This window comes from Klebsiella sp. CN_Kp073 (genome assembly GCF_040065495.2).
GTDB classification, from domain to species: Bacteria; Pseudomonadota; Gammaproteobacteria; order Enterobacterales; family Enterobacteriaceae; genus Klebsiella; species Klebsiella aerogenes.
Genome location: NZ_CM198051.1, coordinates 477,738 through 503,146, shown reverse-complemented (window position 1 = coordinate 503,146; position 25,409 = coordinate 477,738). Strand labels below are relative to the sequence as shown.

Annotated in this window: 24 protein-coding genes; 9 read left to right on the top strand and 15 right to left on the bottom strand. The window is 55.3% G+C overall.

Annotation, left to right across the window (positions count from 1 at the left end):
• Positions 1–6 precede the first annotated feature (6 nt).
• From ABLV66_RS02490 to mdh, 3 genes are all read right to left on the bottom strand, one after another.
• On the bottom strand, positions 7–672 hold the full coding sequence (locus tag ABLV66_RS02490; protein WP_045397216.1) for a GntR family transcriptional regulator: 666 nt from the start codon (positions 670–672) through the stop codon (positions 7–9).
• Complete coding sequence (locus ABLV66_RS02485) at positions 659–1,288, bottom strand: GntR family transcriptional regulator (protein WP_047047146.1); 630 nt, start codon at positions 1,286–1,288, stop codon at positions 659–661. Before ABLV66_RS02485 ends, ABLV66_RS02490 begins: the two co-directional genes overlap by 14 nt.
• Positions 1,289–1,419: 131 nt before the next feature.
• Positions 1,420–2,358 (bottom strand): malate dehydrogenase, encoded by a 939-nt coding sequence (gene mdh / locus ABLV66_RS02480; RefSeq protein WP_045397222.1) that lies wholly within the window; start codon positions 2,356–2,358, stop codon positions 1,420–1,422.
• Between the two features lie 540 nt (positions 2,359–2,898).
• On the opposite strand from mdh, the gene argR reads away from it, so the two are divergent.
• The 3 genes from argR to yhcN-B all read left to right on the top strand — a co-directional run bounded on the left by argR (position 2,899) and on the right by yhcN-B (position 4,380).
• Entirely contained in the window at positions 2,899–3,369 is a 471-nt protein-coding gene (gene argR, locus ABLV66_RS02475) for a transcriptional regulator ArgR (RefSeq protein ID WP_015369474.1), read from the top strand.
• A 380-nt stretch (positions 3,370–3,749) separates the two neighbouring features.
• Positions 3,750–4,013 carry a peroxide/acid stress response protein YhcN gene (gene yhcN, locus ABLV66_RS02470; RefSeq protein ID WP_015369473.1) on the top strand — a complete coding sequence of 88 codons (264 nt, stop codon included), beginning with the start codon at positions 3,750–3,752 and terminating at the stop codon, positions 4,011–4,013.
• 100 nt (positions 4,014–4,113) lie between these two features.
• Positions 4,114–4,380: a DUF1471 family stress response protein YhcN-B gene (yhcN-B, locus tag ABLV66_RS02465; protein WP_015369472.1), complete on the top strand. Its 267-nt coding sequence runs from the start codon at positions 4,114–4,116 to the stop codon at positions 4,378–4,380.
• Positions 4,381–4,430: 50 nt separating this feature from the next.
• On the opposite strand, the gene ABLV66_RS02460 is transcribed toward yhcN-B, so the two are convergent.
• The 4 genes from ABLV66_RS02460 to aaeX form a co-directional block, all read right to left on the bottom strand.
• Positions 4,431–4,706 (bottom strand): barstar family protein, encoded by a 276-nt coding sequence (locus ABLV66_RS02460; RefSeq protein ID WP_045380213.1) that lies wholly within the window; start codon positions 4,704–4,706, stop codon positions 4,431–4,433.
• 84 nt (positions 4,707–4,790) lie between these two features.
• Entirely contained in the window at positions 4,791–6,758 is a 1,968-nt protein-coding gene (gene aaeB, locus ABLV66_RS02455) for a p-hydroxybenzoic acid efflux pump subunit AaeB (protein WP_047047143.1), read from the bottom strand.
• 5 nt (positions 6,759–6,763) lie between these two features.
• Positions 6,764–7,696 carry a p-hydroxybenzoic acid efflux pump subunit AaeA gene (aaeA, locus tag ABLV66_RS02450; RefSeq protein ID WP_045397228.1) on the bottom strand — a complete coding sequence of 311 codons (933 nt, stop codon included), beginning with the start codon at positions 7,694–7,696 and terminating at the stop codon, positions 6,764–6,766.
• A 7-nt stretch (positions 7,697–7,703) separates the two neighbouring features.
• Positions 7,704–7,907 (bottom strand): p-hydroxybenzoic acid efflux pump operon protein AaeX, encoded by a 204-nt coding sequence (gene aaeX, locus ABLV66_RS02445; RefSeq protein WP_002918640.1) that lies wholly within the window; start codon positions 7,905–7,907, stop codon positions 7,704–7,706.
• A gap of 130 nt (positions 7,908–8,037) precedes the next feature.
• Between aaeX and aaeR the strand changes: the two genes are divergently transcribed.
• Entirely contained in the window at positions 8,038–8,967 is a 930-nt protein-coding gene (gene aaeR / locus ABLV66_RS02440; protein ID WP_015703623.1) for an HTH-type transcriptional activator AaeR, read from the top strand.
• Positions 8,968–9,011: 44 nt separating this feature from the next.
• Here aaeR and tldD read toward each other — a convergent pair whose 3' ends face one another.
• From tldD to csrD, 8 genes are all read right to left on the bottom strand, one after another.
• Positions 9,012–10,457 (bottom strand): metalloprotease TldD, encoded by a 1,446-nt coding sequence (gene tldD / locus ABLV66_RS02435; protein WP_015369467.1) that lies wholly within the window; start codon positions 10,455–10,457, stop codon positions 9,012–9,014.
• Between the two features lie 114 nt (positions 10,458–10,571).
• Complete coding sequence (gene yhdP / locus ABLV66_RS02430; protein WP_047047140.1) at positions 10,572–14,369, bottom strand: AsmA2 domain-containing protein YhdP; 3,798 nt, start codon at positions 14,367–14,369, stop codon at positions 10,572–10,574.
• An 89-nt stretch (positions 14,370–14,458) separates the two neighbouring features.
• Entirely contained in the window at positions 14,459–15,928 is a 1,470-nt protein-coding gene (gene rng, locus ABLV66_RS02425; RefSeq protein WP_015369465.1) for a ribonuclease G, read from the bottom strand.
• Between the two features lie 2 nt (positions 15,929–15,930).
• The gene (locus ABLV66_RS02420) at positions 15,931–16,512 is read right to left on the bottom strand and encodes a Maf family protein (protein ID WP_015369464.1); all 582 of its coding nucleotides are present in this window, start codon (positions 16,510–16,512) and stop codon (positions 15,931–15,933) included.
• Between the two features lie 8 nt (positions 16,513–16,520).
• Positions 16,521–17,009, bottom strand: coding sequence for a rod shape-determining protein MreD (gene mreD, locus ABLV66_RS02415; RefSeq protein WP_015369463.1), 489 nt, complete (start codon positions 17,007–17,009; stop codon positions 16,521–16,523).
• Positions 17,009–18,007 carry a rod shape-determining protein MreC gene (gene mreC / locus ABLV66_RS02410; protein ID WP_015369462.1) on the bottom strand — a complete coding sequence of 333 codons (999 nt, stop codon included), beginning with the start codon at positions 18,005–18,007 and terminating at the stop codon, positions 17,009–17,011. The genes mreD and mreC overlap by 1 nt, the downstream gene beginning before the upstream one ends.
• A 70-nt stretch (positions 18,008–18,077) precedes the next feature.
• Entirely contained in the window at positions 18,078–19,121 is a 1,044-nt protein-coding gene (gene mreB / locus ABLV66_RS02405) for a rod shape-determining protein MreB (RefSeq protein ID WP_002918653.1), read from the bottom strand.
• Between the two features lie 300 nt (positions 19,122–19,421).
• The gene (gene csrD, locus ABLV66_RS02400) at positions 19,422–21,362 is read right to left on the bottom strand and encodes an RNase E specificity factor CsrD (protein ID WP_015369461.1); all 1,941 of its coding nucleotides are present in this window, start codon (positions 21,360–21,362) and stop codon (positions 19,422–19,424) included.
• A gap of 214 nt (positions 21,363–21,576) precedes the next feature.
• Between csrD and acuI the strand changes: the two genes are divergently transcribed.
• The 5 genes from acuI (at position 21,577) to accB (ending at position 25,399) form a co-directional block, all read left to right on the top strand.
• A complete protein-coding gene (acuI, locus tag ABLV66_RS02395; RefSeq protein ID WP_047047136.1) occupies positions 21,577–22,551 on the top strand; it encodes an acrylyl-CoA reductase (NADPH) in 975 nt (324 codons plus the stop codon).
• A 77-nt stretch (positions 22,552–22,628) separates the two neighbouring features.
• A complete protein-coding gene (msrP, locus tag ABLV66_RS02390; RefSeq protein WP_045397237.1) occupies positions 22,629–23,630 on the top strand; it encodes a protein-methionine-sulfoxide reductase catalytic subunit MsrP in 1,002 nt (333 codons plus the stop codon).
• Positions 23,630–24,229 carry a protein-methionine-sulfoxide reductase heme-binding subunit MsrQ gene (gene msrQ / locus ABLV66_RS02385; RefSeq protein WP_047047133.1) on the top strand — a complete coding sequence of 200 codons (600 nt, stop codon included), beginning with the start codon at positions 23,630–23,632 and terminating at the stop codon, positions 24,227–24,229. The genes msrP and msrQ overlap by 1 nt, the downstream gene beginning before the upstream one ends.
• A 233-nt stretch (positions 24,230–24,462) precedes the next feature.
• Positions 24,463–24,915, top strand: coding sequence for a type II 3-dehydroquinate dehydratase (gene aroQ / locus ABLV66_RS02380; protein ID WP_015369457.1), 453 nt, complete (start codon positions 24,463–24,465; stop codon positions 24,913–24,915).
• 22 nt (positions 24,916–24,937) lie between these two features.
• Entirely contained in the window at positions 24,938–25,399 is a 462-nt protein-coding gene (gene accB, locus ABLV66_RS02375; protein WP_015369456.1) for an acetyl-CoA carboxylase biotin carboxyl carrier protein, read from the top strand.
• The last annotated feature ends 10 nt before the right edge of the window (positions 25,400–25,409 follow it).

The window sequence follows — 25,409 nt, the reverse complement described above, 5'->3', positions numbered from 1 at the left end:
TTAGCGCTATACAGAGGTTTCGGGAAGGTATCGCGTGAGCATATTTTCCATTGAGCGAATAATATGCTCGCGCATGCGCTGACGCGCCAGTTCTTCATTATGCTGTTCAAGTGCCTGTAAAATCTCCTTATGTTCGCGAATGGAGATAGCGGCGTATTCTGCTTCGGTGACCTTGTGCCCCATCGACAGTCCGTTCCACATATTACAGAGCAGCATCTTCATTTTTTCGTTGCCCGCGGCGTTCCAGATCTCCATATGGAAGGCCTGGTTCAGGTCGGAATATTCAGTGAAGTTATTATCGGCCAGCGCTTTTTCCGCCGCATCGTGTACCCGGGCAATGGACGAAATATCCGTGCCGGGACGGGAGGCTTTCGCCACCGCCTCACTTTCCAGCAGCGCGCGAATTTCATAATGCTCGCGAATCGTCTGTTCGTTGATCCCCAACACCACCGCGCCTTTATTAGGGCGGACTTTAATCAGGCCATCGGCGGCTAAAATCTGAAACGCTTCGCGCACCGGCATGCTGGAAACGCCGACCATCCGGGCAATGCCTTCGAGAGTTATCTCCTGCCCTTCCACTAAATCCCGCGAAAGAATCGCTTTGCGTAATACCGCAGCGACCTGCTCTTTCGCCGAAAGAAGCTTAATTTTCCCTAATTTAGGCTTCTGCACTTTCCCAATCCTTCATATGTTGACGCATAATTTCCGCAAGCATGAGGAAATAACGCTGTGTTGCCTGAGCAATATTGCCCACATCGCCGCGGCTAATGGCTCCAGCCAGTTCATGTAGTATCAGTGCCGATTCCTGGCTATCGTCTTTCAGATACAGGATGACATAAGAAATATATCCATCCAAAAATTGCTGATACGCCTTCGCCAGATAGCGGTTATCGAGATAAGAAATCAGCAACTGATGAAATTCCAGTTCGCGAGTTTTGTCGCCAGGCTGCGCCAGCGCTTGCGCGCGCCCGAGCAGCAATTCCCCCTGGTTTGCCGGCACGAGAGTGAACAATTCGGCAGCCATCACCGCGATCACGCGAAAAATATGGCTAACATCATCGGGCACCAGCTTTGATACCTGCATATGACGGTTAGGCAAGCGCACCAGAAACCCCTCTTGTTCAAGAGACTGCAACGCTTCTCTAACCGGCATACGTGAAAGCCCTAGCTGCTCAGCAATACTCTCCTGCGCCAGCTCATCTCCCGGTTTTATCGCTCCGGAAAGAATTTGATAGCGAATGATTTGCGTAATGTGGTCCCTGGTCTGCTTTCTTTCGATCTTTTTCACAACGTCCTCATTGCGTGGGGCTTAAGACGCGGGGATTTTAGCAGATTTAGCCGCCAGGCGGCGCATTCGGCAGGGAGATGAGGCGATAAAAAAGCCGGAACGACGGTTCCGGCTTTTCTGCTAAGGAGATGTTACTTGTTGACGAAATCCTCGCCGAGGGCGATATCTTTCTTCAGCGTATCCAGCATGCCTTCCAGCGCCTGCTGTTCAAAAGCGCTGAGTTTACCGATAGACTGACGCTCTTCCACGCCATTTTTGCCCAGCAGCAGCGGCTGCGAGAAGAAACGGGCATACTGGCCGTCACCTTCGACGTAGGCACATTCAACCACGCCTTTTTCACCCTGCATGGCACGCACCAGTGAGAGCCCGAAACGCGCAGCCGCCTGGCCCATCGACAGCGTCGCCGACCCGCCGCCCGCTTTCGCTTCCACGACTTCCGTCCCGGCGTTTTGAATACGTTTGGTGAGATCCGCGACTTCCTGCTCGCTAAAGCTGACGCCAGAAATCTGCGACAGTAAAGGCAGGATAGTGACGCCAGAGTGGCCGCCAATGACCGGAACTTCAACCTCGGTTGCCGACTTGCCTTTCAGCTCGGCGACAAAAGTATTAGAGCGAATAATGTCGAGCGTGGTGACGCCAAACAGTTTGTTTTTATCGTACACGCCGGCTTTTTTCAGCACTTCGGCGGCGATAGCGACGGTGGTATTTACCGGGTTGGTGATAATACCGATGCAGGCCTGCGGACAGGTTTTTGCGATCTGCTGCACCAGATTTTTAACGATACCGGCGTTAACATTAAATAAGTCGGAACGATCCATGCCGGGCTTGCGCGCGACGCCGGCGGAAATCAGCACCACATCAGCGCCTTCCAGCGCCGGGGTTGCATCTTCACCGGAGAAACCTTTGATTTTTACATCTGTGGGAATATGACTTAGATCTACCGCCACGCCCGGCGTAACCGGAGCGATGTCGTACAACGAGAGCTCTGAACCTGAAGGCAGTTGGGTCTTAAGTAGTAGGGCAAGCGCCTGGCCGATGCCACCAGCGGCGCCGAGGACTGCAACTTTCATCCTAAACTCCTTATTATGGTTAATTTACACCCTGAATAATTCGAGTTGCAGGAAGGCGGCAAGAGCGTGAATCCCCAGGAGCTTACTGAAGTAAGTGACTGGGGTGAACGATTGCAGCCAACGCACATGCAGCTCGAAGTATGACGGGTATAGTCTTTCGTTATTCCGTCGCCTGGACCTTAATTCACAAGATGAACAATTACAATAATTATGGCTGAAGAATGCGGGGTACGCGCAATGATGCAGCAAATTCGCATTTTTCTTCCTGAGACTGGCCATCCAGCAAAGCCGTAGTACCGGATCGACTATTGGTTACAATACACCCAGCTCGCTCGGCAAAACAATATCAATTTCATAACATTTATTTCACTTTTACAGCAATTTACCCGCTGTGATGCAGGCATGTTCCTCATCAGGGTTATTTGCTAAAATATGCGCCTTTCATAACATTATTTACGCTATTCCCTTGCGGATTATTTGCATAAAAATGCACTTGTATGCATAATGATGTTGTTTTTACCACCATAATCTGGGTGACTTATGCGTAGTTCGGCAAAACAAGAAGAACTGGTTAAAGCGTTTAAATCGCTGCTTAAAGAAGAAAAATTCAGCTCGCAAGGCGAAATCGTTCAGGCGCTGCAGGAAGAAGGTTTCGAGAACATCAACCAATCGAAAGTTTCCCGCATGCTGACAAAGTTTGGCGCCGTTCGCACGCGTAACGCCAAAATGGAAATGGTCTACTGTTTGCCTGCCGAACTCGGCGTGCCGACGACCTCCAGCCCGCTGAAAAACCTGGTGCTGGACATCGATTATAACGATGCGGTGGTAGTGATTCACACCAGCCCCGGCGCGGCGCAGCTGATCGCACGCCTGCTGGATTCCTTAGGTAAAGCCGAAGGTATTCTGGGTAGTATCGCGGGGGATGACACTATCTTTACCACCCCTGCCCGCGGTTTTTCCGTTAAAGATCTCTACGACGCGATCCTGGTCCTGTTCGAACAGGAACTCTAAGCGCTCCCCCTCTGGTTCCCGCCAGAGGGCTCTTCCCCGCAAAACGCTCCCCCTCAAACCTTCAAATAAAGCAGCATTTTTTTAACATTTAGTGTGGTTTTCCACCTCTATACATTCCTTTACCGAATGATAACGGCTAAAGCGCACAAAAGATCAAAGCGCAATATCTATTTGATTTAAATATAAATAATCATGACATTCACCCCATGAATGACATTTCTAATTCTTATACGTTATAAAAACGACATTTCTTGGAAATTATTTACACTGAAAACAATTAGCATGGTATTAATATTTTTGGTGATTAGTGTATACTTGATTTTGTGATGAGGGTCACGAAACAAAGCCCCCTAATAATAAAATTCGACGAGGTGAACATCATGAAAATCAAAACCACTGTAGCCGCACTCAGCATGCTATCCGTACTGTCCTTTGGCGCTTTCGCCGCTGATTCAATCAACAGCACTCAAGCGGAAAGCCGCCAGTCACTGGGCACCGTATCTATCGGCGCGGTAGGTTCTTCCCCGATGGATATGCACGAAATGCTGAACAAAAAAGCACAAGAAGAAGGTGCTTCTTCTTATCGCATTATCGAAGCTCGCACCGGCGACCACTGGCACGCCACTGCTGAACTTTATAAATAAGCTTTAACGATTGTCGGTCATTAACTGAAACAGTATCTCTTCAGCGGCCTGGGTTCATACGAAATCTCCCGCCGCTGCACAAATGGTTGGAGTAAAGATTATGAAAAGCGCAATTATCATCGCATCCCTGGGTCTGGCATCTGTTCTCTCTTTCGGCGCAAGCGCAGCCGTACAGCAAGTGAACGCCGATCAAGCACAAAATCTGCAACCAATGGGCACTATCTCTGTATCTCAAGTAGGTAGCGCGCCAATGGATATGCGCCAGGAACTGGCGGCTAAAGCCGAGAAAGAAGGCGCCAGCAGCTACCGCATTATTGAAGCTCGTACCGGCGACAGCTGGCACGCGACTGCTGAGTTGTACAAATAAACCCTCGTCGTCTTATCCGACGACTTGCCCCCGCCCTGCCGGGGGCTTTTTTATGCCCAACGGGCATTGAAACGTAGTAGTCCTTCCAGCTCCTCTTCCGCTTCATCGAACAGCAAAATTAACGCACCAAAGCGACGACGCTGTTTTTCATCCAGATGAACAAATTCAATCTCCAGCGGGAACGGTAAGCGCCCTCCCGTCACCGCGCTCCACAGCGCGTCGAGGTTATCCACCTGCTTATCCGGTAGCGCGAAGGCGCGGGAAAACTCGCGATAGAAATCCTGTTGCTCAGCTATTTCATCAAAATCAAAGGTATAAATAGTCATTGCCCGGCGCCCCTTAAGCTCTGTCCCTCTACACCAAATAAGTATAGCGATAAAAAAACCGACGCCGGGGCGTCGGTTCGCAGCTTAGCTGTTGGTGAGCACGTGCTGATATTTCTTCAGCATATCGACCAGCCGTCGCACCGGCTCAGTGACCTGGGGCGACGCCTGCCAGTGAAGGAGTTTTTCCTGATAAACATCAAGCTCTTCCAGCAGACGGGTAAAGTAACGGCGGCGCTTATCATCGCTGCCGGCGGAGATAACGTGATCGGCGGTTCGCCGCAGCTGGCGGTGGAAGGCCGACAGATCCTCGTTTACCGGCACCGGGGCATCGCGTAGACGCTGGTGCGCAATAATCAGCGTCAGCGCCAGCCGGAAGCGGGCGATATCGCCGGGAAACTTGTTCAGCAGTAAAAATAGCTGTTGATACAGCGCCGGCAAATGGTTCTCTTTACGCCGGGCGCTATTCGTGGTCAGCGAAGAGACCGCCGCCGAGACGAACTGGTTCAATAGCACCCGTCCGGTGCGGGCCTGCGAGTTATCACGCACTAACAGAATCACCATCAGCGCGAGGAAACAGCCGACAATCTGCCCCAGGGCGCTATCGAGGAACTGGCTAAACTGGAACTGCATCGGGTTATCCAGCACCAGAATATTGATGGTGCTCGCCAGGGCCCCAAGCGATCCCAACCGCCGCTTTTGTACCTCAATGCCGATAAAGAACGCCATCGCGGCAAGGCTGATACACAGCAGCAGCATGCTCTGCTGCGTCGCAGGCATGACGACAAGGAAGAACAGCGCGCCGAGCGGTAGAGCGGCAAGGGTGCCATAGAGGAAGTCTAAGGCCACCATCCGCGGGTTAGGCAGGCGCATCGCCAGCGCGGTCACCACGGCAATCATAACCATCGCCCCGCTACCGGATGTCCAGCCGGTCCACAACCAGAACAAGGTGCCGAGAATACACGAAATAGAAGTTCGCCAGAAATTGACCATCGCGTGGTGACGCTCGGCGGACTCAACCTTCACCACCGTTTCGCCGCGTAAGACTTCATCTTCGATACGGCTGATTTTGGTATTGCCGACCACGCCGCGCTTCAGCAGCAGGTAACGCGTCGCCGCGCCGACCCAGCTATAAATCGTAACTGGCGTATTGTGTTCACCTTTCCAAGTCAGGAAGCGGCGCATACGCTTAAGCTGTTGATGCACATCCTGTACGGTTTCTACGGGCTCGGCAAACAGCTCGCGGTAGTCGTCAGTCACCATCTCCGGGCGAGAGTTCTGGATCAGATAGGTTTCGCAGGCCTGAGTAATCAGCGTCAGCGATAGCGTGTTGATCGCCTTTAGCCGCTGGTTTACCTTCGCCCAGCGCGAAGATTCCATGATCAGGTTGCCGCGCATCCCCTCCAGCGCGGCAGTACGACGCACCAGCGCTCCCCAGGCTTTATCCACCACCTCGCTATCGCCATGGGCGACACAAAGCTGCATCAGGCGATACTGATCCAGCAGCAGGTTATCCAGTTCGAGGTCGATCTCTTTTTTGATAGAACGCGGAGAAAATAGCAGGTCAGCGACGATGGCGCTGACGATCCCGATGACGATTTCGCTGCAGCGCTCGACGGCAAACTGCGGCGCCAGCATCGGGTCGGTATGAATGGTGATGATGATAATCAGCGCCGTATAACCCGCCAGCCCCCAGGCGTAGGAGTTTTCGACCTTCACCAGCGAGGAGATCCAGGTGCAGAAACCGGCCCAGAGACAGCAGACCAGCATCATCAATAGCGGCGCGCGGATCATGAGGATGATGATCGCCAGCGCGGCAATACAGCCGATAAACGTCCCGGCAATACGCAACATCCCGCGGTAGCGAATCGCCCCGGAATAGGGCTCACCGCCAGCGGCAAATGCCGGACCGGCGGTCACAATAGCCGCGGTCAATACGGCCCAGCGCGGCGTCTCAAGCTGAAAATGAAAGCCGACGAACAGCGCCAGCACCACCGCGCATGCAAGCTTAATGGCAAAGCGGAGATGCCGGGGAGCAATGGTATAGGTCCCCATGGCGATTAACCAAACTCACGCAAGCGCATGGCGACTTTCTGGAAGAAGTTGGCCTGGCTGGCGTCGCGATCTTCTTTGCCGGTGATGACAACGGTCGCAGTGGTGCCCGACGGCCAGAGGTTGCCCTGCTGCTGGTCAAGACGGATACGTACCGGCACGCGCTGCGCCAGACGTACCCACTCAAGGTTGGAGTCAACGGAAGCCATGCCTTTCGCATCGCTGCTGCTGCTGGCGTTGGTTACGCCCGCGGCAACGCTGTCGACGGTACCTTTTATCACCTTACTACTGCCGAGCGGGGTGATTTCGGCGCGGTAGCCTGGACGCACTCCTTCCAGCTTGGTCTCTTCCAGATAGGCCATCACGTAGAAGGTATTTTGTTTCACCAAAGCGACCGCGGTCGAACCGCGGGTGATGAATTCGCCGGAGTAGACGTTCAGGTTGGTCACCCAGCCATCAGCAGGCGCACGGATAACCGTACGTTCAAGATCCAGCTTGGCTAAGTCGCGGCTGGCCACCGCTTTCGCCAGCTGATGCTCAACGGTTTGCAGTACGTTGTTGGCCTGGTCAATCTCTTCGCGCGACATGGCCTGCACGCCGAGCCTGTTACGGCGCCCGGCTTCAACGCGTTTTTCCTGAGCCAGCGTCTGGTAATAAGAGACGTCGGCTTCCGCCTCCGCCAGCGCTTTTTGGTAACGAGGTTGGTCAATAACGAACAATACCTGGTCTTTCTTAACCAGTTGGTTATCCTTGACATTCACTTGCGAAATGAGCCCCGACACGTCCGGCGCGATGGCGACGATATCGGCGCTAAAGCGCGCATCGCGCGTCCACGGCGACGCGGTGTAGTACACCCATGCGCGAAAAATAGCGATAAACGCCAGAATAACCAGTATCACAGTGATGGCAGTACGCAGGATATTTCTTGTTAGTGTTTTCACATCGACCTCAAACGAACAAGCGCGATATCAGATAAAACAGACAGCAATACAGCGCAGTATTAAACAGTGCAGGGTGCCAGACAAAATCATAAATACCGGTCGGAACCAGCAAACGGTGCACCAGCCAGAAGATGGCTAGCGACAATAGCAGCTCAAAGAAGATCGGCGGAAACGATAGGCCGAAAATCACTATGACAGGAAACAGACTCATGATGACCTTGATAAGAAGCGTACAGGTGGTAGCGTGATGCGTTTATTATGTAGCTAACTATATATTAACGTAACAATTGCAGCCTTATCTATAATATGTGATCTAAATCACTTTTAAGCCAGAGTGAATAATGGAACGACTAAAACGCATGTCGGTGTTCGCCAAAGTGGTTGAGCTGGGCTCTTTCACCGCCGCCGCACGCCAGCTCCAGATGAGCGTTTCATCTATCAGCCAGACCGTTGCTAAACTGGAAGACGAGCTTCAGGTAAAGCTGCTCAACCGCAGCACCCGCAGCCTGGGCTTAACAGAAGCGGGTAAAATTTATTACCAGGGCTGCCGAAGAATGCTCTTTGAAGCGCAGGACGTCCATGAACAGCTGTATGCCTTCAACAATACCCCTATCGGCACGCTGCGCATCGGTAGCTCTTCAACTATGGCACAGAATGTGCTGGCGCGCATAACCGCCGAAATGCTCAAAGAATATCCGGGTTTATCGATTAATCTGGTGACCGGCATCCCCGCGCCGGACCTGATTGCCGACGGCCTCGACGTGGTGATACGCGTCGGCGCATTGCAGGATTCCAGCCTCTTCTCGCGGCGGTTAGGCTCAATGCCAATGGTGCTCTGCGCGGCGAAAAGCTATCTTCAGCACGCGGGATGTCCGGAAAAACCAGCGGATCTTGCCAGCCACTCGTGGCTGGAATACAGCGTACGGCCAGATAATGAGTTCGAAATTATCGCTCCGGAGGGGATCTCAACGCGCCTGATCCCACAAGGACGCTTCGTCACCAACGACCCGATGACGCTGATCCGCTGGCTGACTGCCGGCGTTGGCGTGGCCTACGTTCCGCTGATGTGGGCGATCGACGAGATCAACCGCGGTGAACTGGAGATCCTGCTGCCGAGCTATCAATCGGATCCGCGACCGGTCTATGCGCTATATACCGAAAAAGATAAGCTACCGCTGAAGGTGCAGGTATGTATTAACTATCTGACGGATTATTTTGTCGAGGTGGCGAAGATCTATCAGGGAATGCACGGGCGCGGGATGACCCGTTAACTGACATCCCGGCAGCGGCACCGCGCCGCCGGGACCAGCCGTTATCAGGCGGTGCCGCCAACGGTAAGGTTGTCGACTTTCAGCGTCGGCTGGCCGACGCCGACCGGCACGCTCTGCCCTTCTTTACCGCACACGCCAACGCCGCTATCCAGCTTCAGGTCGTTACCAACCATAGAAATCTGCTGCATCGCTTCGATACCGGAACCGATTAGCGTCGCGCCTTTGACTGCCTTGGTCACTTTACCTTTTTCAATCAGATAGGCTTCCGAGGTCGAGAAGACAAATTTACCGGAGGTAATGTCCACCTGACCGCCGCCAAAGTTCGGCGCATAGATACCGTAATCGACCGATTCGATAATCTCCTGCGGCGTCGACTTCCCTGCCAGCATATAGGTGTTGGTCATCCGCGGCATCGGCAGATGCGCATAAGATTCGCGGCGACCATTACCGGTCGGCGCGACGCCCATCAGACGCGCGTTGAGCTTATCCTGCATATAACCTTTCAGGACGCCGTTTTCGATAAGCACGTTGTATTGACCCGGCGTACCTTCGTCATCAATCGCGACCGAACCACGGCGATCGGCCATGGTGCCGTCATCCACGACGGTGCACAGTTCAGAGGCGACTAATTCGCCCATGTGACCGCTGAAGACCGAGGTGCCGCGACGGTTAAAGTCACCTTCCAGGCCGTGGCCGACGGCTTCATGCAGCAGCACGCCAGGCCAGCCCGCGCCAAGCACCACCGGCAGCATACCGGCTGGCGCCGCAACCGCGGACAGATTGACTAATGCCATACGTACCGCTTCACGCGCCCAGACATCCGCCCGTACGTCGCCATCCAGCGGCGCGAGGAAATAATCATAGCCAAACCGTCCTCCGCCGCCACTGGCGCCGCGCTCGCGTTTGCCGTCTTCCTCCACCAGCACGCTCACGGAGAGACGAACCAGCGGACGGACATCAGCGGCCAGCGTCCCGTCCGTTGCCGCTACCAGGATAAGCTCGTAGACGCCGCTCAGACTGGCGGAAACTTCCTGCACGCGCTTATCGGCGGCACGCGCCACCTTATCGACGCGGCGCAGAATATCCAGTTTCTCTTCGCGGCTCATGCTCTGCAGCGGATCGACGCTGGTATAGAGAGAGCTGTACTCCACCGCGCCGAGCGTCTGCACTTTGCCGTCGCCATGGTCGCGGACGATAGTACGCGCCGCCTGCGCGCTCTGCTCAAGCGCCAGTTTGCTGATTTGGTCCGCATAGGCAAAACCAGTTTTCTCGCCGCTTACCGCCCGGACGCCTACGCCCTGGTCAATATTGTACGACCCATCTTTAATGATGCTGTCTTCCAGAACCCAGGATTCGTGATAGCTCGACTGAAAATAAAGATCGCCGTAATCGAGACGGCGCTCAGCCAGTTGGCCAAGAATGGCAAACAGGTCCTGATGATTCAGGCCATTTGCCGACAGTAATTGTTCACTTACCAGGTTCAAACTCATCGTTACGCTACTCGTTTATTGCCGCCTGACACAGGGGAATGCCATGCGGCGAAAAAGATGACGGGGAGAAAATGCCCTCTATTGAGAGTGCGATAATTCCCCGTACTCGTCAAATCATTGCTTTTTGTTGCTGCGCGCCTGGCGCAGCACTTCGTTGATTTCCGGCTGATCGATTGGACCCGTAATGCGATAGCGCAGAATCGACACTTTGTTCCACAGCGGCCCAAGCACCTTGCTGGCGGCAAAAACCGCCGCGCCGACGATCGGGTTGACGGCGAATGCCGCCGCTACGCCCACGGTCGCCGATATTTCCGGCGCCACCACCGCTTGTAAATCTAAACGACGGCGCACCAGATCGACCGAACCTTTCATCGCGATGTCGGCTTCAAGGCCATCCACCAGCGTATCATCCGTATTCAATACGCCGTCTTTAATCCATGCCGTACTGCGAATCGAATCAAACCAGAAGCCTTCCTGGAAGGTGTCGCTGAAATCGAAGCGTAGCTTACGCAGCAGCGCGTCAACGCTCAATAGCCGTAACAGCTGACCGGCATGACCGGTGCTCAGGTCAGTAAACTCGCCTTTGCCGAGGCGGCTTTTGAGGATCCCGTTCAGCGAAGCGACATCAGGCTGCCATGGCGGCGCGCGCCAGTGCAGATCGTAATCGACATCAAACGACGAGCCTTTTACCGGCGTCGAAACGCCAAAGAAGTTCACGAAGTCATCCGTTTTATTACCGTGCAGCTTGCCTTTCAGCGAGGTACGCACGCCGCCGGGCGCATTCACCCAGACGCCATCGGTAGTGAGCCGGCCAAAGCCGGTATCCACCAGGCCATTACTGAGGGTGAGCGTATCGCCCTTGATATCGAAGTCACCGTCGATTCGCCCATATTTTTGCCCCCACAGCCAGCACTCTTTACAGCGCAGCTGTAAATCAGGCCAGCCGCGGAAATCCAGACGGGTATCAGCCAGCGGGCCGCTCTCTTTTTTCGCCGTGCCGTTGTTATCGCTGGAAGGGTTGTAATAGAGATAGCGAATAGCCGCCAGCCAGGGCGCGTTCTTATGCATCGTCAACGTAGCGTTGATTTCGCGCCCCTGCGCCTCCACCTTCGAGCCGCTACCGTCAGGCTGGGAGACCAGACTGACGTTATTCCAGTTTTGCCCGGCGAACGCCAGCGACGGTGTACGAAGCGTCACGCGCTCAGGGAAAGCCATATTACTGCTCACTTCGTTGACGGCCCCCCGCTGGAACAACGCCAGCCATTGCGCGCCATCCATCGCCGGCATGTTCAGCTCGACGCCTGATGCTTCAGGCAGCGAAGGAATCGCTTTGCTGTCGGAGGTCAGAATCGCCCGGTCGAGCGTCAGCTTATTATTCAGTAACCAGCGGCTATTGACGTGGTTCTTGCTGCCGATGTTGCCGGTCAGATCGAAGCTGTTTAAGCCACCGGTCACGTTGATTTTCACCGGCAACGGTTCGCCCGCCGATTTATTCACCGGCGCAGGTAAGTGACTACTCACATTTTTCAGATCGCCGTTGATATCGACTTTGTAGCTCGCGCTACCGTGATACGGTAACTCAATGGCCACTTTGCCATCCCAGGGGACGCTGCCGCTGAGTTCATCATTGACCGCTTTCGGCAGCAGGCCGGTACGCGTCGGCTGCCAGTTAGCGTTCATGCCGACGTCAACGAGGAAGGCTTTCGCCCCTTCAGTAGTGGTGAAATTGAGGTTCAGCGGTTGATTAAACCAGGTCGCGCTTAGCGGCCCGCTTTTTAAATCTCCGTTCTCAAAGCTGAACTGACCATTGAGGTTCTTCAGCGTCGCGTCAATCGGCTTGATAAACAGATCGTTATTTTTCAGCCGCACATCGCCTTTGGCGGTGGTCATCTCGCCATCGAGCGGGATAGCAAGATGTAAGCGAGCGCTCACATTACCATCCAGCTGCAGTTCATCCAGCGCCGAGCCGAGCGAATCCTTCAGCGGGGTCTGTTTGAAATAAGGGCCGACCTCTTTGCCCGGTCCGTTAACATCGGCATCAATAAACAGTTTTTCATGGGAATAGTCGGGGATCACCGCGTCAAGGTTGCTGGCGGTGACGTTGCCCAGCATCGCTTTATCCGCCTTCATCCACAGGCCGTTATTAACGAAGTTAAGGTTGATATCCAGGCCGGTCAGCGCCGGCCAGTCCGGCTGGAAGGCGAAGGTCGCGTTCTTCAGCGGTACCGAGACCTGGAATTGGCCTTCGTTATGCTCATAGGGGAACAGATGCGGGTTGCCGCCGTAAACCAGGGTGGCATTGCTGGCCTGGCCACCCTTAATTGCGCCGCTCAGGTAATCCACCAGCGCTTTGCCCATCAGGTTTTCCGGGAAATATCGCCACGCCTGGCCGCCATCGTTGGTACTGATACCCGCCAGGATGCCTAACCACGGCTCATCGCCTTCCGGCTGCAGATAGCGGAAGCCGCCGCGCGCGCGAACGCCGGTAGCCTGTACGTCGATATCGCGGCCATCCAGCATAAAGCCCTTGCTGTTCTTCTCCCAGCTCAGAGTCGCATCGCCCTGGGCTATCTCCAGCGGCGCGCGAAAGACCGTTTCATAGGGCATTTTCGCCTGGGTCATATGCGCGCGCAGTTCGCCGTTTTCAACGCTGCCGCTCAGGCTGCCGGAAAAGTGCTCGGCCCCCGGCAGCAGCTTCCACTGCTTCCACGCCAGATCGCTCCAGTCGGCCTGGAAACGGGTCTTTTCCGTTGCCTGCAGCGGGATATCCAATGCCAACAGGTTGATCTTGCCGCTCGGCTGGGTAGTTCGCCACACTTCGCCAAAGCTCGGCGCCAGCTTATCGGCCATCGGCTGCAGACCGGTCAAGCCGCCAAGCTCGAGATTGCTGGCGCGGATGCGCAGCTCATCACTACGCTGATTGTTATTACCACCCACTTCCTGCGCCGGGATCCACGCCATCGCCAGCGCGCCGCGCGGCCAGGCTTTACCGTCTATCGAGATCCGCGTGTCGGGGATATGAAATGCCCAACTTTGATTTTCGCGTGTGATATGCGCCGTCAGGTTATCCACCGACAGCTGATGCAGATGCTTGTCACCCTGCCAGCTGGCGCCGCCTTTTTTCAGCCACACATCGCCGCTGGCGACATCGCCTTTATCGATGGTCATCCAACCTTCGAGACTAAAGCGCGCGCTCTGCAGGGCGATGTTGTCCTGCATCCAGCGCCCGAGCCAGGGTTTAACGTCGATGTCGTCGGCCTGTAACCAGAGGCGCCCCTTATTGAGCAGGCCGTTCTCGTCACGTAAATCCATCCGCACCTGCATGACGCCGTGCTGGCCGGTGAGGCTCGAAAGGCTCAGTTGCCCCTCGGCGCGGTGGCGGTTTTTACCGTTAAGCCAGGTAAGCTGCGGGATCGCCAGCTCCGCGCGCTGACCGGAAATCGTCAGGAAGCTCAAATGGCTATCGCGGAGAATAAAGTGGTCAAACTGACGCAGGAACAGATCGCTGATGCGGTCGGTCTTCAGGCTGGCGCCGTCGTCGTTGGTCTGGATGGGGGTATTGGTGTGGATTTGCAGCTGCCAGAAGGTCAGGTCGCGGAACTGCCAGCGCATATGTAGCAGGCTTTGCCAGACGTCGAGCGCAAGGGTAACCCGTTTGATCGTCATTTCGCCACCGTCTTTCAAGGTGGCTTTAATATCGCGAACGTCCAGCGTCGGGCCGAAGTTTTCCCAGTTGGCGTTGATCTGCGAGGCATCGACCGCCACCCCGGATACCGCGGTAATTTTCTCCAGCAGTTGGGGACGCCAGTTATTTAGCTGCGGCAATGCCAGACGCAGGCCGCTCACCAGCAGCGCAACAATCACCACCACGGTTGCCACGGTGAGCAGTAATATCCCGGGCCATCGCCTCAACGCATCTCTCCTTGTCAGCCTGTTACGCCTCATCCTTCAGCCCGCCTGTTTACCGCCCCCGACGCCATCGGGAACGACGGGCTGAATGATTACATCATTACCACATCGAACTGCTCTTGATTATAGAGCGGCTCAATTTGCACTTTGACCTGCTTGCCGACAAAGATTTCGACTTCCGCCAGCGCGTGGGACTCTTCCCCTTTCAGAGCTTCCGCGACGGCAGGTGAAGCATAGACCAGGAAGCGGTCTGAGTCATACGCATGATGCACGCGGACTATCTCGCGCATGATCTCATAACAGACCGTTTCGACCGACTTTACCGTGCCGCGCCCATGACAGGTAGGACACTCGTTACACAGCACATGTTCCACGCTTTCGCGGGTGCGTTTACGGGTCATCTCGACCAGCCCCAGCTGCGAGAAGCCGTTAATGCTGGTTTTCACCCGGTCTTTACTCAGCGCCTGCTCCAGCGAGTGCAGTACCCGACGACGATGATCTTCATTATTCATATCGATAAAATCAATGATGATAATGCCGCCCAGATTACGCAGACGCAGCTGGCGCGCGATGGCCTGCGTGGCTTCAATATTGGTATTGAAGATAGTGTCGTCGAGATTGCGGTGGCCAACGAACGCCCCGGTGTTGATATCGATGGTGGTCATCGCTTCGGTCTGATCGATGATCAGATAGCCGCCTGATTTCAGCTCGACTTTACGCTCCAGCGCGCGCTGGATTTCGTTCTCAACGTCAAAGAGATCGAAAATAGGCTGGCGGCCGCTGTAATGTTCCAGCTTGCTGGTCATTTCCGGGATGTATTCCGCGGTGAACTCCAGCAGCGCCTCGTAGGTCAGGCGCGAATCCACGCGAATGCGGTCAAGCTGAGCATCGGCGAAATCGCGCAGCACGCGCTGGGCCAGCGCCAGCTCGCCGTACATCTGATAACGGGTCTGGTTGCGCTTTTTGCGCTCCATGACTTTGGTCCAGACGCGCTTAAGGTAGGCCGCATCCGCCGCCATCTCTTGCTCATGCACGCCTTCCGCCGCGGTGCGGATAATAAACCCACCCTGCTCGTCGCAATATTCGGTGACCACGCTTTTCAGGCGTTCACGCTCGGCCTCGCTTTCAATACGCTGCGATACGCCGACGTGCGAAGCGCCGGGCATAAACACTAAATAGCGGGAAGGTATGGTGATGTCGGTGGTCAGACGCGCGCCTTTGGTGCCCAGCGGATCTTTCACCACCTGTACCATCAGGTCCTGGCCCTGACGCACCAGTTCGGAAATATCGCGAACGGTAAACTGCTTCTGCTCTTCACCCGCCACGCACTCGGTGTGCGGCATGATATCGGATGCATGCAGGAAGGCGGCCTTATCCAGGCCAATATCTACAAAAGCCGCCTGCATTCCAGGCAACACACGACTGACACGACCTTTGTAGATATTGCCTACGATTCCGCGCCGCGCTTCTCTCTCAATATGAATTTCCTGCAGGATCCCGCCATCGATATACGCGACGCGCGTCTCGGATGGCGTTACGTTAACTAATAATTCAGCCGTCATCTTTATCCCTTTTCTTCACGCAGTGAGTTAAAGTTACTCAGCAACTCATACGTTTCCACCAGCGGTAAGCCGACTACGGCGTGATAGCTGCCATTTATCTTCCTGACAAAACAACCACCCAACCCTTGAATACCGTATGCGCCTGCTTTATCTAAAGGTTCGCCGCTGGCTACGTAGGTAGCGATATCCTGCTCGGAGAGCAGACGGAAGGTCACTTCCGTCACCACCAGACAATCCAGCGTTTGCTGCTTATCCGCCAACGCCACCGCGGTCATCACCTGATGGGTTTTTCCGGAAAGCATGCGAAGCATTTCTGCGGCGTGCCCGGCATCGCGCGGCTTTTCCAGCACTTCGCCGTTAAGAATGACAATCGTATCCGCCCCCAACACCGGCAGATCTCGCGGCGCCATAGCCACGCCAGCCAGCGCTTTTTCACGCGCCAGACGCGCAACATAATGCGCAGCGCTCTCCTGCGGGCCGCGCCGTTCCTCAATACCCGGAACCAGGCGTTCGAAAGAGAGGCCAAGCTGAGTTAACAGTTCCTGCCGACGCGGGGAACCAGAAGCCAGATACAGAGTTGTCATATCAACCTTTATTGAACCGCAAATTGCTGACGCACTTTACGCATTAGCAGGAATAGCCACGGCCAGAGCACACCGTTTACTACACTACTCCAGAACACTTCCGGACGGAAAGAGACGTTGATCACTAAAAACTCTGCCCAGAAAACAATGATATCAACGGCAAGAGACAACAGCATGACCACCAGCGCCTGTTGCCAGAGCGCCAGATTACGGAACAGCTGATATTTTAAAGCGACCAGATAGGCAACGATACTTAACGACAGCGCGCGTACGCCAAGCGTTGAACCGCTGATGAGGTCGAGAATCGCCCCCATCACAAAGCCGGTACCGACGTTAACCCGATGCGGCAGCGCCAGGATCCAGTAAAGCAGAATCAACAACACCCAGTTTGGCCGGAAGACGGTGATGTCCTGCGGCCAGGGCATAATCTGCAGCAATAGCGCAATAAGAAACGAGAGCCAGATAACCCAGCGTCCCTGGCTACGATAACTTGCCACTATTGCCCCCCTGCTGGCAGAGGTTGCGCGGACGGCGGCGGCGTCAGGCCCGTCGCCGGCGCCGGCATCTGCGGCCCCATCGCATCAGGCGCAGGCAGCACCTGCGGCATCATTTGCATCAGGCGTTCATTGGCAACGCGGTGAACCTCTTCCGGGGTCATTGGGTTGGCGCCGTTACGATCGGCGCCCCACAGCAGCAGCAGATAGCGTAAACGCTGCAGCCCGGCAGTCGGACGAGCCTGGATTACCGTGTAAGCACGCTGAGTATCCAGACGTACCGAGGAGACCACCCCAACCGGATACCCTTCCGGGAAGCGTCCGCCGAGCCCGGAAGTCACCAGCACATCGCCGACGCGAATATCGGTATTCGCCGGCAGATGTTCAAGCTGTAAATCATCAGTGCAGCCGTTGCCGGCGGCAATCACGCGGATATCGTTACGCAGTACCTGAATCGGCAAGGCATGGGTCGCATCGCAAATCAGCAGCACGCGGCTGGTCATTTTCGCTACCGCCACCACCTGACCGACAACGCCCTTGTCACTGATAACCGGCTGGCCTTCATAAACGCCGTTAACGCTGCCCTTGTCGATAACGACCTGATCGCTGTAGGGGTCGTTAACCGTCGAGATAACCTGAGTTACCATCTTCTGCTCGTCCTGACGCAGCGGCGAGCCTAACAGCTCACGTAGACGGGCGTTTTCTTGTTTGTATTGACCCAGCATCAGCAGATCGCTGTTTTTCAACAGCAGTTCCTGACGCAGCGCGCGGTTTTCCAGTTCGAGCTGATCGCGGGTCGCCAGCGATTGCGATACGCTGTCGAGCAGTTCCCGGGGACCATTTGAGATAAAGTAGAAAGGACTGACGGCTGTATCCATGTACGTTCGGATCTGGCTGAACGTACCCAGGCGGCTGTCGGCGATAATGACGCCAAGCGCCACCAAAACCGCCAGAATAAGGCGAATCTGTAGCGACGGGCCACGGCTAAAAATTGGCTTCATAGGCTATGCGTATTCTCGTGTCAGTAAAGACCAGAGGCAGCCATTAAGCTGCCCCAGACCTTCAGGCTGACTACTCTTCGCTGAACAAGTCGCCGCCGTGCATATCGATCATTTCCAGCGCCTTACCGCCGCCACGAGCGACGCAGGTCAGTGGATCTTCTGCAACTACGACAGGGATCCCTGTCTCTTCCATTAACAGACGGTCAAGGTTGCGCAGCAGCGCGCCGCCGCCGGTCAGGACCATACCGCGCTCGGAGATATCGGATGCCAGCTCCGGCGGGCACTGTTCCAGCGCGACCATAACGGCGCTGACGATGCCGGTCAGCGGCTCCTGCAGCGCTTCGAGGATTTCGTTGGAATTGAGGGTGAAGCCGCGTGGAACGCCTTCAGCAAGGTTACGGCCGCGAACTTCGATTTCGCGTACTTCATCACCCGGGTAAGCGGAACCGATTTCGTGTTTGATACGCTCAGCGGTCGCTTCGCCGATCAGGGAACCGTAGTTACGACGCACGTAATTGATCACGGCTTCATCGAAACGGTCGCCGCCGATACGTACGGAAGAAGAGTAGACCACGCCGTTCAGGGAGATAACCGCGACTTCGGTAGTACCGCCGCCGATATCAACAACCATAGAACCGGTCGCTTCAGAAACCGGTAAGCCTGCGCCGATCGCGGCCGCCATCGGCTCTTCGATCAGGAAAACTTCACGGGCGCCAGCACCCTGCGCGGATTCGCGGATAGCACGACGCTCAACCTGGGTCGCGCCAACCGGCACGCACACCAGCACACGCGGGCTCGGGCGCATAAAGCTGTTGCTATGCACCTGTTTAATAAAGTGTTGCAGCATCTTTTCAGTCACGAAGAAGTCGGCGATAACGCCGTCTTTCATCGGGCGAATCGCCGCGATGTTGCCCGGCGTACGGCCCAGCATCTGCTTCGCTTCATGACCTACAGCGGCAACGCTTTTCGGCGAACCGGCACGATCCTGACGAATGGCCACAACGGAAGGCTCATTCAATACGATGCCTTGTCCTTTTACATAAATAAGGGTATTCGCGGTACCCAGGTCAATGGACAGGTCATTGGAAAACATGCCACGAAATTTTTTTAACATACTAAGGGATAATCCTGAAAGCTGGGGCGGAAAACAAAATCCGCTTACTTTACCAACCACACGCAGCAGCGACAAGGCGCAAAAATCATCTGCTACGGTGAAAATTAGTGCAGTTCATTTCCTTTGTTACAAACATTTACGAAGTCCCTTCGGCGCTGAATAAATCAGCTGCGCTCCGTGCTCTGTTTGTACCTGTCAAAGGTCAGTCTTGCGTAAGTTGCGACATTCCGGCGGGTAGACAAGCACACCCCCTTTACTATGGCGCGCGTTATTCTACGTGAAATCACGCCAAACGGCAGATCAAACAGAGTATCTTTGCGAATATTTTTTCACATTTGTGTCAAGTGGCTGTGAGGCGGCAAAAAATTCCCCCTGCCCGCCGGTCACGCCGCATTGCGACAGCACCTGCCACTCGCTGCGACTGCGTACTCCCGTCGCAAAAACCTGTACCGGCATCCCTTTACAGGCCTCCACCAGACTTTGAACCAGTAACTGGTTCTCGCTGCGTTTTTCAATATTGCGCGATAGCCCTTGATGCAGCTTGATCACTTCCACGTCCAGCTGCTTGATCCAACTGGTGCCAACCAACGTCAACCCGGCCTGAACCACGGCGACGCGAATGCCCAGCGCGTTTATCAACCGCATAACCGGGTGTAAACGGCCGATATATTGACAAACATCCGCCTCTGCAAGTTCAAAAATAATCCGCCGACGTTGTGATTTTTCGCACTGCATCATGGTATCGCGCAGCCAACGCTGGAAACGCGGGCGAATCAGCGACTCCACGGTCACCTGCAGGGCCAGCGTTTGATCAGGCCAATAACTTAATAACGGCAGCAAACGCGTAATCTGTAGGCGATCGTACTCTTCCGCTAAGCCAAACTGCTGCACCATTGGCATATACTCGGCGGCAATCACCTCTTCTTTACCGTCATAGATGCGACACATTAGCTCGCGATGATGTACCCGCCCATCGCGCATGACCGCCGGTTTCTGATACAAGCGCGGGCCGCCGCGGCTAAGCATCTGCTCGATAAGCGTCCGCCAGCGCACGTTGCCGCGCCCTTTCTCCGGCAGTGAATCATCGTAAACCGCCCAGCTATTACTCCCCTGTAGCACGGCGTTGCGGGTAGCCGCTTCGGCGTGTTCCATCACCTGAGAAGTGGACTGGCCGCTGCGAAACGCGCAGATGCCGATATGCATCGTGTCGTCTTTATCCAGCACCCGTGTTGACGGCAGCGCATCCATCGCCTTGAGTAACTGCCCGGCGATACTATCAGCCTCTTTTAAAGTGCGATGCGGCAATAAGACGGCGAAATCGCTACGGTGATAGCGCGCCAGTAGCGAGCCGGGATAGCGCATAATAAAAGTAGACAGCAAATTAATTAGCGTGAAGTAATGCTCTTCCGCCGCCGCCCGTCCCCAGTTGTCGCGCAGCAGATCAAACTCCGGCAGGCGAATCATCATCACGATACCGTGCGCCCCCACCTTTTCCTGATCGTCCAGCAGCGTCGCCAGCTGGTTATCAAAGAACAGGCGGTTATTGAGGCCGGTTTTGGAATCCTGGGCGGCGTAGGATCGAATCAGGGTATCCATGCGGCTGCGCTGATCGCTGGCGAACTGCAGTTCCGAGAGCAGCATATCCAGCGCGCTGCTGGTACTGGCCGGCCATTCATGAACCGAACCGCGCACCTGCGGCCCGCGCTCGCCGCTGAGAATGCGCCGCGCGCGCAGCTCCAGTAGTTCTTGCCCCGCCAGCTGGCGGCGGATCCAGCGAATCGAAAAGAAGATAATCAGCACCATGAAGCCGATGGCGAAGGAGAGCGGCGCGGTGACGTGAAGCGAGCGGAAATAATTGACCATCGGGTCCATGTAGACCAGACGAATCGAAATTCCGGGATGTTTGAGCGAGGGTACCGTCATTTCACGATACTGGTTGTTACTACCCAGCGGACGATAACTGTCGCCGCGGGTATGGCTGTAAAGCGATTTGCCGTTGAGCAGAAAATCAATATGTTCGACTTCTACCGGCGTCAGCAGCTCGTCCATTTGCGGTTCGAGCTTTTCAAAAGAGGTGGTTACCAGGCGGCTGTCCAGCATCGTCGCCACCGCCTGCACGCGATTCTCAACTTTAATCTGAATGCCGTTGTAAAAGCTCAGCGACGCGCCGATGAGCGTGACAAAAATCGTCAGGCTGGTGAGCAGCGTAACAAATGCTGAGAATTTCGTCGTTAATCGCATCCCTGTGTTAACTCCGCGTGTGAATAACTACCCGAAGGGCATTCGGGCTCCTTTTAAGACTTTTGCTTAAGTAAGTACTAACTTTCTGAAGCGACGCATACTACCAAAGCTGGCGTATCTGGCAATTTATTGCGTTACATCCACGTAATAATGCCGTTAGCGAGTATAGTCTGCAGAATAATTTTTCCAATCTTCAAACCGCGAGGAACCACATATGCAGGCTTTAATCTTAGAACAGCAGGATGGCAAAACCCTTTCCTCGGTGCAAAACATCGATGCCAACCTGCTGCCGCCAGGCGATGTGACGGTCGATATTCACTGGTCGAGCCTCAATTATAAAGATGCCCTGGCCATTACCGGCAAAGGAAAAATTATCCGCAACTTTCCGATGATTCCTGGTATCGATTTTGCCGGTACCGTCCATGCCAGCGAAGATCCGCGTTTTCACGTTGGCCAGCAGGTGTTGCTCACCGGTTGGGGCGTGGGAGAAAACCATTGGGGCGGCCTGGCCGAGCGCGCCCGCGTCAAAGGTGAATGGCTGGTGGCCATGCCTGAAGGTCTCGACGGACGCAAAGCGATGACCATCGGTACCGCAGGCTTTACCGCCATGCTATGCGTGATGGCGCTGGAAGACGCCGGCGTGCGACCGCAGGATGGCGAGATCGTCGTAACAGGCGCCAGCGGCGGCGTTGGCAGCACGGCGGTCGCTCTGCTGCATCATCTGGGCTATCAGGTGGCGGCGGTTTCCGGTCGCGAAAGCACCCATGACTTTCTGAAAAGCCTCGGCGCGCAGCGTATTCTGGGCCGCGATGAGTTTACCGAGACCCGGCCGCTGGAAAAACAAATCTGGGCGGGCGCTATCGATACCGTCGGCGATAAAGTACTGGCGAAGGTACTGGCGCAGATGAACTATGGCGGCTGCGTCGCGGCCTGCGGCCTGGCGGGCGGTTTCGCGCTGCCGACCACCGTGATGCCGTTCATCCTACGCAACGTACGCCTGCAGGGCGTCGATTCGGTAATGACCCCGCCTGCGCGCCGCGCCGAAGCCTGGCGCCGGTTGACGCGCGATCTGCCGGAATCTTTTTACGCGCAAAGCGCGACTGAAATCTCCCTTGCCGATGCCCCGGCCTTCGCCGATAAAATCATGAACAACCAGATCCAGGGTCGTACGCTGGTCAAAATCGGCTAATCTGCAATTTTTCGTGACATATTCGCGATCGCGCTCCGCCTCCGTCATGCTTAGGAAAAAGTATGACGGAGGACGCCATGAAAACCAGAAAACTGACGGAAGCCGACGTAACGGCGGAATCGGTATTTAACCTGCAGCGCCGCCAGGTGCTGAAAATGCTCGGTATCGGCGCGACGGCGATGTCGCTCTCAACAAAGGCCCATGCCGACCTGCTCGATTGGTTCAAAGGCCATGACCGCCCGCCGGCGCCCGCCGGAAAGGCCCTCACCTTTGATAAACCCGCAGCATGGCAAAGTAAGCTCGCCCTCACCCCGGAAGATAAAGTCGCCGGCTACAACAACTTCTACGAATTCGGCCTCGATAAAGCCGATCCGGCGGCTAACGCAGGCAGCCTGCGCACTGACCCCTGGACGCTTACCATCGGCGGCGAAGTCGCCAAACCCCTGACGCTCGATCACGACGACCTGACCCGTCGCTTCCCGCTGGAAGAACGAATTTATCGTATGCGCTGCGTGGAGGCCTGGTCGATGGTCGTACCGTGGGTCGGCTTCCCCCTGCATAAACTGCTCTCGCTGGTGGAGCCCACCAGCAACGCCCGCTACGTCGCTTTCAAAACGCTGTATGCGCCGGAACAGATGCCGGGACAAAAAGATCGCTTCATCGGCGGCGGCCTGGCCTATCCCTATGTCGAAGGATTGCGCCTTGATGAAGCGATGCACCCGCTCACGCTGATGACCGTTGGCGTCTACGGGAAAGCGTTGCCGCCGCAAAACGGCGCGCCCATCCGCCTGACCGTGCCGTGGAAGTACGGCTTTAAAGGGATTAAATCGATCGTGAGTATTGAGTTAACCCGCGAGCGGCCGCCGACCACCTGGAATCTGGCGGCGCCGGATGAATACGGTTTCTATGCCAATGTGAACCCGCACGTCGATCATCCGCGCTGGTCGCAGGCCAGCGAGCGGTTCATCGGCGCCGGCGGCGTACTCGACGTAAAACGCCAGCCAACGCTGCTGTTTAATGGCTATGCCGAGGAAGTCGCCTCGCTGTATCGCGGGCTTAACTTACGGGAGAATTTCTAGTGCGTCTGAGCGTTAAACAGATAGGCTGGCTGAAAGTTGTGCTGCATTTAGCCGGTTTTTTACCGCTGGTCTGGCTGTTCTGGGCCGGGCATCAGGGCTACTTCAGCGCCGATCCGGCGAAGGATATCCAGCATTTTACCGGACGGATGGCACTGAAGTTTTTGCTCGCCACCTTGCTTATTACGCCGCTGGCGCGTTACGCTAAACAGCCATTATTGATACGCACCCGTCGTTTATTAGGGTTATGGTGCTTTGCCTGGGCAACGTTGCATCTCACCAGCTATACGCTGCTGGAGCTAGGCATTAACAATCTGGCGTTACTCGGTTCCGAGATAATCAACCGTCCGTATCTCACGCTTGGTTTAATCAGTTGGCTGGTTTTACTGGCGCTGGCGGCGACGTCAACCCAGTACATGCAACGAAAATTAGGCCGTCGTTGGCAAACATTGCACAACTTCGTCTATCTGGTCGCGATCCTCGCCCCTATACATTATCTATGGTCGGTGAAAATTTTATCGCCGCAGCCGCTGATTTATGCCGGGCTGGCAATGGTACTTTTAGCCAGCCGCTATAAGAAGTTTCGCCAGTGGTGGCGCTAATCTCCGGATATGTGCAGTTCCCCGCAGAACGTTTATCAACCGCGACTCTTTTTACGATAGCGGTTGATAATCTTCCCTGATAAGACCAGTATTTAGCTGCCAATTGCTACGAAATCGTTATAATGTGCGACTTTGGTTTTCCTGAAGGGATTTTCGAACCCTGAAAAGGTGACAAGCGCGCATCGAAGGTATATTTTGTTTTTTGCCCGAGATTAGCAGGAGATAGCTGCACAATGGCTGACAAGTTTCGCATTTTGCTTTTGAACGGACCAAACCTTAATATGCTCGGCAGCCGTGAACCCGAGAAGTATGGTTCGCTAACGCTGGCAGAAATTGTTAACCGTTTAACCGCAGAAGCGGAAGCGCTAAACGTGACGCTCGACCACCTGCAATCCAATGCGGAGTTCGCGCTCATCGACCGAATTCATCAGGCTAAAGACTCTGTGGACTATATCCTGATCAATCCGGCCGCGTTTACGCATACCAGCGTGGCCATCCGCGACGCGCTGCTTGCCGTGAGTATCCCGTTTATCGAGATCCACCTGAGCAACGTGCATGCGCGCGAGCCGTTCCGTCACCACTCGTATCTGTCTGATGTCGCCTCGGGCGTTATCTGCGGATTAGGTGCGGACGGCTATTCATACGCTTTACAGACGGCGGTAAAACGCCTGTCACAAACACACTAAACAAAGAGTACGGAACCCACTCATGGATATTCGTAAGATTAAAAAACTGATCGAGCTGGTTGAAGAATCAGGCATCTCCGAACTGGAAATTTCTGAAGGCGAAGAGTCTGTACGCATCAGCCGTGCAGCGCCGGCCGCCAGCTATCCGGTAATGCAGCAAGCTTATGCTGCGCCAATCGCCCAGCCTCAGGCGCCAGCCGCCGCAGCGCCGGCAGCAGCACCTGCCGCTGAAGCGAAAGCGGAAATCAGTGGTCACATCGTACGTTCCCCGATGGTCGGTACTTTCTACCGCACCCCGAGCCCGGACGCGAAAGCCTTTGTGGAAGTCGGTCAGAAAGTTAACGTGGGCGACACCCTGTGCATCGTAGAAGCGATGAAAATGATGAACCAGATCGAAGCCGACAAAGCCGGCGTGGTTAAAGCCATTCTGATCGAAAGCGGCCAACCTGTAGAATTCGACGAGCCGCTGGTTGTCATCGAGTAACGAGGCGAAC

Bases quoted from the DNA above. Each gene is read 5' to 3' on its own strand.
- mdh (WP_045397222.1), bottom strand. From the start codon at position 2,358: ATGAAAGTTGCAGTCCTCGGCGCCGCTGGTGGCATCGGCCAGGCGCTT.
- yhcN-B (WP_015369472.1), top strand. From the start codon at position 4,114: ATGAAAAGCGCAATTATCATCGCATCCCTGGGTCTGGCATCTGTTCTC.
- tldD (WP_015369467.1), bottom strand. From the start codon at position 10,457: ATGAGTTTGAACCTGGTAAGTGAACAATTACTGTCGGCAAATGGCCTG.
- aaeR (WP_015703623.1), top strand. From the start codon at position 8,038: ATGGAACGACTAAAACGCATGTCGGTGTTCGCCAAAGTGGTTGAGCTG.
- ABLV66_RS02460 (WP_045380213.1), bottom strand. From the start codon at position 4,706: ATGACTATTTATACCTTTGATTTTGATGAAATAGCTGAGCAACAGGAT.
- aroQ (WP_015369457.1), top strand. From the start codon at position 24,463: ATGGCTGACAAGTTTCGCATTTTGCTTTTGAACGGACCAAACCTTAAT.
- ABLV66_RS02420 (WP_015369464.1), bottom strand. From the start codon at position 16,512: ATGACAACTCTGTATCTGGCTTCTGGTTCCCCGCGTCGGCAGGAACTG.
- csrD (WP_015369461.1), bottom strand. From the start codon at position 21,362: ATGCGATTAACGACGAAATTCTCAGCATTTGTTACGCTGCTCACCAGC.
- acuI (WP_047047136.1), top strand. From the start codon at position 21,577: ATGCAGGCTTTAATCTTAGAACAGCAGGATGGCAAAACCCTTTCCTCG.
- argR (WP_015369474.1), top strand. From the start codon at position 2,899: ATGCGTAGTTCGGCAAAACAAGAAGAACTGGTTAAAGCGTTTAAATCG.
- msrP (WP_045397237.1), top strand. From the start codon at position 22,629: ATGAAAACCAGAAAACTGACGGAAGCCGACGTAACGGCGGAATCGGTA.
- mreB (WP_002918653.1), bottom strand. From the start codon at position 19,121: ATGTTAAAAAAATTTCGTGGCATGTTTTCCAATGACCTGTCCATTGAC.
- aaeX (WP_002918640.1), bottom strand. From the start codon at position 7,907: ATGAGTCTGTTTCCTGTCATAGTGATTTTCGGCCTATCGTTTCCGCCG.
- rng (WP_015369465.1), bottom strand. From the start codon at position 15,928: ATGACGGCTGAATTATTAGTTAACGTAACGCCATCCGAGACGCGCGTC.
- aaeB (WP_047047143.1), bottom strand. From the start codon at position 6,758: ATGGGGACCTATACCATTGCTCCCCGGCATCTCCGCTTTGCCATTAAG.
- mreC (WP_015369462.1), bottom strand. From the start codon at position 18,007: ATGAAGCCAATTTTTAGCCGTGGCCCGTCGCTACAGATTCGCCTTATT.
- yhcN (WP_015369473.1), top strand. From the start codon at position 3,750: ATGAAAATCAAAACCACTGTAGCCGCACTCAGCATGCTATCCGTACTG.
- accB (WP_015369456.1), top strand. From the start codon at position 24,938: ATGGATATTCGTAAGATTAAAAAACTGATCGAGCTGGTTGAAGAATCA.